The organism is Secundilactobacillus malefermentans DSM 5705 = KCTC 3548, from assembly GCF_001436395.1.
GTDB classification, from domain to species: Bacteria; Bacillota; Bacilli; order Lactobacillales; family Lactobacillaceae; genus Secundilactobacillus; species Secundilactobacillus malefermentans.
Genome location: NZ_AZGJ01000061.1, coordinates 1 through 9,255, shown reverse-complemented (window position 1 = coordinate 9,255; position 9,255 = coordinate 1). Strand labels below are relative to the sequence as shown.

At 39.5% G+C, this 9,255-nt stretch carries 8 protein-coding genes and 1 other RNA gene; 3 read left to right on the top strand and 6 right to left on the bottom strand.

All coding sequences use genetic code 11. The annotated features are described in order from the left end of the window. The first annotated feature begins 102 nt into the window (after positions 1-102). Together FD44_RS08985 and FD44_RS08980 are read left to right on the top strand one after the other, a co-directional pair. Entirely contained in the window at positions 103-1,071 is a 969-nt protein-coding gene (locus tag FD44_RS08985) for a DUF2785 domain-containing protein (protein WP_010620663.1), read from the top strand. A gap of 23 nt (positions 1,072-1,094) precedes the next feature. After that, positions 1,095-1,661 carry a DNA-3-methyladenine glycosylase I gene (locus FD44_RS08980; protein WP_010620664.1) on the top strand — a complete coding sequence of 189 codons (567 nt, stop codon included), beginning with the start codon at positions 1,095-1,097 and terminating at the stop codon, positions 1,659-1,661. Between the two features lie 47 nt (positions 1,662-1,708). On the opposite strand, the gene carB is transcribed toward FD44_RS08980, so the two are convergent. From carB to FD44_RS08955, 6 genes are all read right to left on the bottom strand, one after another. Next, positions 1,709-4,783, bottom strand: coding sequence for a carbamoyl-phosphate synthase large subunit (carB, locus tag FD44_RS08975; RefSeq protein WP_010620665.1), 3,075 nt, complete (start codon positions 4,781-4,783; stop codon positions 1,709-1,711). Between the two features lies 1 nt (position 4,784). After that, the gene (locus tag FD44_RS08970; RefSeq protein WP_010620666.1) at positions 4,785-5,831 is read right to left on the bottom strand and encodes a carbamoyl phosphate synthase small subunit; all 1,047 of its coding nucleotides are present in this window, start codon (positions 5,829-5,831) and stop codon (positions 4,785-4,787) included. Positions 5,832-6,076: 245 nt separating this feature from the next. Then, positions 6,077-6,550, bottom strand: a complete 474-nt coding sequence (locus FD44_RS08965; protein ID WP_010620667.1) for a universal stress protein — start codon at positions 6,548-6,550, stop codon at positions 6,077-6,079. An 85-nt stretch (positions 6,551-6,635) separates the two neighbouring features. After that, a complete protein-coding gene (locus FD44_RS08960; protein ID WP_010620668.1) occupies positions 6,636-6,923 on the bottom strand; it encodes a hypothetical protein in 288 nt (95 codons plus the stop codon). Between the two features lie 72 nt (positions 6,924-6,995). Then, a non-coding RNA gene (gene ssrS / locus FD44_RS10400) (6S RNA) lies at positions 6,996-7,182 on the bottom strand. A gap of 42 nt (positions 7,183-7,224) precedes the next feature. Then, complete coding sequence (locus FD44_RS08955; RefSeq protein WP_010620669.1) at positions 7,225-8,499, bottom strand: replication-associated recombination protein A; 1,275 nt, start codon at positions 8,497-8,499, stop codon at positions 7,225-7,227. A gap of 113 nt (positions 8,500-8,612) precedes the next feature. Between FD44_RS08955 and FD44_RS08950 the strand changes: the two genes are divergently transcribed. After that, positions 8,613-9,212 (top strand): DUF1054 family protein, encoded by a 600-nt coding sequence (locus FD44_RS08950; RefSeq protein WP_010620670.1) that lies wholly within the window; start codon positions 8,613-8,615, stop codon positions 9,210-9,212. Positions 9,213-9,255: the final 43 nt, after the last annotated feature.

The window sequence follows — 9,255 nt, the reverse complement described above, 5'->3', positions numbered from 1 at the left end:
ACAGGAAAAAGTATAGAACCGAAAATGTTTGGCAATTTGCCAAACATTTTTTTGTAACCAGAAAGAATGATAGAATGTAGAAAAGACTAGTAGGTGAGTAATTTGGAAAATCAAACAATTGAGCTAACTCGAAGAAGATTAGCAGAAATAAAAGATCAACTTTATCATGGAGAAATTTACCGGAATTTGGGGACAGAACTTGATGGGGTTATAAAGAGAATCAAAAAACAGCCTAAGACTGCCGTTGAGCTACCAAATGATGACGGTGTAAAAGAGTTGCTGGTAACGTTAAATACGGCAATTCAAGAGGATAATTTAGAGGGCATAGATGATGATCAACTAATGCTACTCGTTTCTCATTTGGGATCAAAAAATCCCCAAATCAGAGATAAAGGGATTTACTACTTTTTAAATGATGCTATCCAACTGCACGTCATTACAAAAGAACAATTACTCATGATTACGAATTATTTATTGCAGGATGAAATTTTATTCAGCCATATTTTAGAACGTCAAAATGCTGCGGTTTTTCAGCGATCATTTGCTATTTTATTCTTGTCAGTTATTGCATTCATTGACCGAAATGGCGATTCATTTTTAAGTACGGATATTATCCAGAAGATGACGAATCAGTTTGAACTCTACATGGTTTTGGAAACAGATACGAGAGGGTACATTGGCATGCAGGGTTGGGCTCACGCTTTTACTCATGTTGGAAATTTAATTGAAGAGCTTGCTAGTCGAGACGAATTGCGCCGGGCAGATAAATTGTTTGAGTTGGGCATTCTACTTTCAAGATTTAAGTCATTGGAAACGCCCCTTATTTTTGGCGAAACCAATCGAATTTCAGCATACCTTGCGAACATTACGAATAAAAATAAATTGTATGAAGATTATGTCGTCACAGAGTTAAAAAAATGGAGTCGACATTTCATGTTAATTAGAGAAAAAGAATCCGAGGGTATGTGGAATCAGATTTACAATCAAGCCCGATTATTTGGAAATATGCGAATGAGAAATGATTTTAGTACTCAAATTACGAATTTAATAAATAACGCGCCTGAAGAGTAAACTAAACCTTGGAGTGATTATTTATGGAAAAGCATCGTTGTGACTGGGCAGAGGGTTCTGATAGATTATTGAAGTATCATGATGAGCGGTGGGGAAACCCTTGCCACGACAATAAAGAATTATTTAAAATGTTAACGTTAGAGATTTTTCAAGCTGGTTTAGCTTGGGATACCGTTTTGAAGTTTGAATCAGGTTTAACTGAAGTGTTTAAGCAATTTGATGTTCAAAAGGTAAGTCAAACGTCCTTAAATGATCAGCAGAAAATGTATGAAGATAAGCGAATTATTCGAAACCATGCAAAGATTGATGCGACGATTGCAAATGCGCAGGCAATCGAAAGCTTGGAAGAGGATGGGAGCGACTTAAATGAACTTGTGTGGGGAGCTTTTAGGGAAGCGCCGTTAGATTTGCACGGAACTTTGACGGAATTAACGGCAATCAGAGAGTTTACAAAGCCATTATGCAAAACGTTTAAGCAACTTGGGTTTCTAAGAGTTGGACCAACGACTTGTTTTTCATTCTTGCAAGCGGTTGGGGTTGTCAATGATCATCGGTTAGATTGTTATCGTCATCAAGAACTACTTCAATAAAGTTGAATCTAAAAAGGTCTCGGAAATTTTTCCGAGGCCGTTTTAAATTAACCCGCAACTTCGCGGATTTTTTGATGCAATTTAGAAATTACTGAGACAGTATCGTTTGCAGTGAATAGGGGAATTTGATGACTTAGGGCAAACCTAGTTAATTCTTCACCTAATTCAGAATCATCTTTTGAACTGATTGCAAATGTAACTTGATCAACACTAATTTTATTTTTAAAATCAAATTCAGAAACTTCAAAACCTGAGCTAAGAATTTCTTTTTTTAACGTACTAGGGATTCCTACTGCTAGAACCTTATTTGCAGATTTACTAGGATTAAAGCCGTAACTATCAATTAAGGCCTTGCTTAAAGCAGAGGCAAACGTATTACCAGATCCCAAGACCTCTCCCGTGGACTTCATTTCTGGACTGAGGACTGTTGGGGCACCAGGTAATTTCGAAAACGAGAAAACAGGAGCTTTAACATAAGTTTTCTCAGGTTCCGTGTCTAAGCCACTTGGTAAAGCTAAATCTTCCAAACTAGCTCCTAAGATGAGTTGAGTGGCAAGTTGAGCTAAATGACGATGCGTCGTTTTACTCATAAACGGAACGGTCCGAGACGCCCGAGGATTCACCTCGATAACGTAAACATCATCCGCTACGATGAACTGAATATTCATCATTCCGACACAATGGACCTGTTGACCAATCTTAATGGCAGTATCACAGATTTGTTGCTTTTGGTTTATTGATAAATGCTGTGGTGGATACACGGCAATTGAGTCGCCGGAGTGAACGCCAGAAGCTTCTATTTGTTCCATAATACCTGGAATGAAGACGTTTGCGCCATCGCTTAGGATATCAACCTCACACTCAATACCACTAATGTATTGATCAATCAAGATAGGTTGTCCGGCACTAGCAGCAAAAGCTGGTTTTAGAAACTTTTGTAACTCAAAATCGTTGTGAACGACTGCCATTCCGCGGCCACCAAGAACAAAACTAGGACGAACAAGCAGAGGGTAGCCAAGTTTAGAAACAATTTGGTGTGCTTCAAAAATAGTTGTCGCCGTGGCACCTTTAGGATGTTTAATTGATTCTTTTTGCAAAAGGTCCTCAAAGTCATGGCGGTTTTCTGTTTCTTCAATCCCCTTAAGTGACGTCCCAAGGATTTTAACGCCTTGATTGACAAGCCCTTGGGTCAGATTAATCGCAGTTTGGCCACCAAATTGAACGATAACGCCAAGGGGCTTTTCTAATTTGACGATATTCATAATACTATCTAAAGTCAGTGGTTCGAAATATAATTTGTCAGAAATTGAAAAGTCAGTTGAAACGGTTTCGGGATTGTTGTTGACAATGATGGCTTTGTAACCGGCTTTTTGAATCGCTTTTACAGAATGAACAGTCGTGTAATCAAATTCGACTCCCTGACCAATTCTGATGGGACCAGCTCCGATAACAAGAATGCTATTGCCAACGGGAATGCTCTCGTTTTCTGTTCCAACTGTTTGGTAATAGTAGGGGGTTTGGCCCTCAAATTCTGCGGCACAGCTATCAACCATTTTATAAACCAACTGTTGATCACCCATTTCGTGAAGTTTCAACAGATTATATTCTGTCAATCCAGTTAGCGTTCGAATCATGGTGTCATTAAAACCAAGCTTTGTGGCATCAAGAATCAATTGTGCAGTGACCATACCTGTTAACAGTTTCTTCTGAATGTTCACAATATGGACGAGTTTACTGATGAAGAATGGATCGATTGCGGTTGCTTGATGAATTTGCTCAATACTAGCTCCCTTACTAATGGCAGTGAATAAGTCGAATAATCGATTTGATGTTGGCGTTTCGACGTCATGGAGAATCTCAGCAATCGATTTTTTAACGCTTGAGGCTGAAAGCAAGTCGACTTGTTCAGACTGACTTACTTCTAGTGATTGGACAGCCTTTAATAGGGCTTCTTCAAGTCGGGTACCAATCGCCATAACTTCACCAGTTGCCTTCATTTGAGTTCCCAAGGTATTATCCGCCTCAGGAAACTTATCAAACGCAAACCGTGGAATTTTTGCAACAATATAATCGAGAGCTGGTTCAAAAAGGGCGTAAGTTGTTTTTGTAATGGGGTTAATTATTTCATCCAAATTTAAACCAACAGCAATTTTTGCAGCTATTTTTGCAATTGGATAACCGGTTGCTTTAGAGGCTAATGCGGAGGAACGGCTCACTCTAGGGTTAACTTCAATAATATAGTATTGATTACTGTTGGGATCTTGGGCTAGCTGTACGTTACAGCCGCCCTCAATCTTTAGTGCGTTGACAATTTTCAAGGCGGCATCTCTGAGATTCTGATAGATTTTATCCGTTAGTGTTTGAGTTGGCGTGAAAACAATTGAATCTCCGGTATGTACACCAACTGGATCAAAGTTTTCCATTCCCGCGACAATGATTGCGGAGCCGTTTGAATCACGCATGACTTCAAACTCAATTTCTTTGTAGCCGGCAATGCTCTGCTCAACTAAACATTCCGTTGAAGGCGATAATGATAAGCCTTCTTTTAAAATTGTGGTTAGTTCAGCTTCATCGCTGGCAATTCCACCACCTGAACCGCCAAGGGTAAAGGCGGGACGAATGATGACAGGAAACCCAATTTTGTTTGCAAAGGCTAGGCCTGACTGAACATCATACACCGTTTTAGATTCTGGAATAGGTTCATTTAACTCAACCATTAAATCTTTAAAAGCTTCACGATCTTCAGCCTGGTTGATGGTCTTTAAACTGGTCCCCAAAAGCGCAATATTAAGTTCTTCAAGAATCCCAGAATTACTCAATTCAACGGCAAGGTTGAGTCCAGTTTGTCCGCCCATAGTTGGGACAATCGCATCGGGAAGCTCAGATCGAAGGATTTTGCTCACGGAGTCAAGGGTGAGGGGTTCCAAGTAGACTTTATCAGCAATATCTGTGTCGGTCCTGATTGTTGCGGGGTTAGAGTTGATTAATATTACTTCGTAGCCTTCTTCTTGCAAGCTGATACAAGCTTGACTGCCGGCGTAATCAAACTCCGCTGCTTGACCAATAACGATTGGACCAGAACCGATAATGACGATTTTATGAATTGTCGTATTTTTAGGCATATTAATGTCCTCCGTTCATGAGTGAGGTGAATTTGGTAAAAACATTTTTAGCATCATGGGGGCCAGGAGCAGCTTCAGGATGATATTGGACAGAGAATACTGGCTTACCTGGCAAACGGAGTGCTTCGCAACTTTGATCGTTGAGCTCGCTTGCAGTGACCTCCAGTGGCGTGTCTGCAATTGAGGCCGCAGACACAGCGAAGCCATGATTTTGAGTTGTCATTTGAAAGGATCCATCAATGAGGTTCTTAACTGGATGGTTGCTGCCTCGGTGACCAAATGGAAGCTTGTAGGTAGTGGCGCCTTCTGCTAGTGCAAGTAATTGATGTCCGAGACAGATTCCTAATAAAGGATATTTATCGGCCAATTGTTTGATGAGCGGTAACGAATTAGCGTACTCAGTTGGGTTTCCAGGGCCATTAGAAAGTAAAACCCCGTCTGGGTGGAGAGCTTCAATCGCCGTGAGTGTTGTTGATGGTGAGACAACGGAGACGGTAACCCCTAAGGTTTCCAAAGATTCGATAATTCCGTGTTTAACACCAAAGTCGAGGAGAACGACATGTAAATTTTTATTAGGATGACTCTCTAAAGGCTTAATTTCCAAATCATGTAGAATGGTTTGGTTTTGAAAACTGGTGTTAAAGTCCTTTACCGGTTGATTTGTTAAACTAGCGTGAATGGTTCCCTCTTGACGGATTATTTTTGTGAGTTGGCGAGTATCAATTTCGCTTATTGCAGGAGTGTGATTCATTTTTAACAGATGATCAAGACTCGGTTCATCGGAAATTGAAGGGGCTAACTCCTGGACAATCATTGCAGAGGCCTTAACCGATTCAGATTGGCTAGTATTAGATTGGACACCATAGTTACCAATAAGTGGGTAAGTGAACATGACTAATTGGTTTGTGTATGATGGATCAGTCAATGTTTCTTGATAGCCGGTCATGTTGGTTGTGAAAACAAGTTCGCCCCAGCGCTCTGCTATAGTATCTCCACAAGCAGTTCCGACAAAGACTTGTCCCGTTTCTAATGTTAAATATTTTTTCATATAGCCAACCCTTTCTTTAATGTATTTCTAATAAACTTAGTCTTTCAAATTGGAGTTGTCAAGACAAATATACATAAAAACAGGATAAAACGGGTTTTGATAGAATTATTAATGTATATTTGTATCTTTATACATAAACTTGTAAAAACTGGCGCTTGAGATAAAATGAAACCAAATAAGCTTTTTCCTCATTTTGTCACAAAAAAAGAGCCTCAGGATTTTCTCCCGAGACTCATGAAACAATTTTATTCTTCTGGTTTTTTCGCTGGTTTATTTTCCAAATCAGTTCTGACAACTAAAACATCGCAGATTGCTGTACGAGTTACATATTCAGTAACCGAACCAATTAAAAGCCGTTCCACAGCATTTAATCCTGTGGCACCAATCATGATTAAATCGATGTCAAGATACTTTGGAATATCATTCGCGATGATAGATTTTGGTGCACCATATTCAATTGAATAATCAACGTTATCAATACCATTGGCCTTGGCTTCTTCAATGTACTTATCAAGTGTTTTTTTAGCTGTATCAGTAACTTGTTCGACCATTGTTGTATCGAAACTTGAAATATTTTGGAATGCGCGCGTATCAACTACATGGACTAGATGTAGGCTAGCATCGTTACGATTTGCAACCGCAACCGCTTTCTTGAAAGCTAATTCTGCTTCATATGATCCGTCTACTGGAACTAAAATGTTTTTATATTGTTGTAACATTTTATTCACCCCTCATCTCTTTATACCTCTATCTTACGTTATTTTATGATAAATAAAAAGCAAAAAGGCAAAAAAAGATAAGCGCTTACTTCTTTGGAAAGTAGGTAAGTAGCATGAGTTCAAACGCAATGACCGCTACAACGCCAAGGAGCAGTGCAATGGAAATTAAAATGGTGCTTTGAGTGGCTGTTGCGACAATTGCAAAGATACTAATGATTAATAGAGAATAGCTCGTTGTGATCAGCAGATGTTGCAAATTTTGATTACTTTCAGGATGAAAGACCATGAATGATTGTTTTCGGTGCTTAAATAAATAATAACTAATTCCTAACATTAAAAGGATGAATATAATCATTAAAATAGTAATTAACACAGTGGTACCTCCAAAAAATAAAATAAAAAAGACTGGTTCGCAAGTGCTCACCAGTCCCTCAAAGTCATACTTTGAAGCTCTAATAGTGCCGTTAGACTATCTGTTAGTTTTGGCCCGCGGTAAAAGCAGGTGGGAACGAAAAAACTAACTTTAAACTTCCAACTTAAAAGGCATGTTTGCCGCTAGCTTTAAGATGTTCCCAATGTAATAAGATTGTTCGGCAACACTTAAGAAGATAACGCGTACACCCTAGAGCCTATGGTCATACTATCATATATTATTAAGCAAAACAAGAAATAGGTTACTTAGTTTGAGCAGCTCGTAAAGCTTGGTAACGTTCACCGTAAGCTCTCTCAAATCTGCTGGTTTGCTTGGGTTTGTAGTACTGAGTGCCAGCTAATTTATCTGGGAGGTATTGCTGTTTAATCCAGTCATTAGGAAAATCATGAGGGTACTTATAGGTGGTTCCGTGTCCTAGTTTCTTGGCACCAGAATAATGCGCATCCTTTAAATGATTTGGAATTTCGCCGCTTAATCCACTTCGAATATCTGAAAGTGCAGCATCAATGGCAGTCATTCCAGAGTTAGATTTAGGAGATAGGCATAATTCAATGACGGTATCGGCTAAGGGGATTCGAGCTTCTGGGAACCCAAGCTTATTAGCTGCCTCGATAGCCTCAACGGTTCGTGAGCAAGCTGCCAAATTAGCCATCCCGATATCTTCATAGGCGATAACCATCAAACGCCGAGAAATTGATTGCAGATCGCCACCCTCAATTAGACGACCCATGTAGTGAAGCGCAGCGTCAACATCGCTTCCGCGGATTGATTTTTGAAAGGCGGAAATGACATCATAGTGGGCATCGCCATCCTTGTCCTGTGTAATAGCTTTTCTTTGAACACATTCTTCGATAATTGGCAGGGAAATGTTGATGACATTTTCTCTATCGGCACTAGTTGACTTAACAGCGAGCTCAAGTCCATTTAACGCGCTTCTTAAATCACCATTCGTTGATTGTGAAAGGAAATTAAGTGCAGGATCTGATAGATTAACCTTAACATTTCCTAATCCACGCTCTTTATCTGACAATGCGCGGTTAACAGCAGTTTTGATGTCGTCAGGCGAAAGGGGATGAACCTCAAAAATTTGCGTCCTACTTCTAATTGCAGGATTAATACTAATGTACGGATTTTCGGTGGTGGCACCAATTAAAACAACTTGCCCGCTTTCTAGTAAGGGAAGCAAAAAATCTTGTTTAACCTTATCAAGTCGATGAATTTCATCCAGTAATAAAATGACAGTCCCACTCATTTTAGCCTCTTCTGCAACAATTTGAAGATCCTTTTTTGAATCCGTCGCTGCGTTGAGCTTTCTGAATGCGTACTTTGTAGAACCGGCGATTGCACTAGCAATACTTGTTTTTCCAGTGCCAGGGGGACCATATAGGATCATGGATGAAAGCATTTTTGCTTTTACCATTCTGTTAATGATTTTTCCCTCGCCCACCAACTGTTGTTGTCCAACGACTTCTTCAATCGTTGTTGGTCTCATACGATATGCTAAAGGTTGTTGCAAGGAATCATCTCCATTCTAAAAATAAATGAACAACTGGACATTTGTTCGAATTTTCGAGTCAATTTGAGTTATATTATATCATGTAATGAATCGGCAGGAAGGGAGTGAACGTGATGTTTAATAAAAGTGATTTTGAGGTTTTCGAAATTCCTGATTTAGCCGGTCGACTGGCAGCAGTTAGAAAAACACTGGATCCTAAGTTTGATGAAATCGCTCCTAGGATTATTGAAATCCTATCAAACGAAAAGGAAACATACGCTCATGTGGCAATGCACCGGCGTCGCCATAAGAATCCACCGACTAACACATGGGTTGCCTTTAGTGAGAGTAAAAGGGGGTATAAAATGATGCCTCACGTTGAACTCGGCTTTTGGGACGATCGATTATTTCTTTGGCTTGCGGGACTGACTGAATTGAAGGATCGAAAAAAGTTTGTTACAGATTTAAAAGACAACGACAGTTTGAGTAGTCACGTTGATTCTGCAGACTGGCAGCTATGTGGTGACCATACTAAAAAGAATATTGTGCCCTTAACAAATGATAACTATGTGCGGCTTCTTCAGAGGTACAATCAAACGACAAAAGCAGAATTCTTAGTAGGGCGAGTTTGGTTGAAAGATAATCCAATCTTTAAAGATCCAGTTGCCCTGAATGACAGTATTATTCAAGTGACTAGGGGAATTGCACCGTTATATCAAATTTTAAACAAATAAAAAATCACTTCAAATTTTGGGCTTGAAGTGAACCCCAAATATT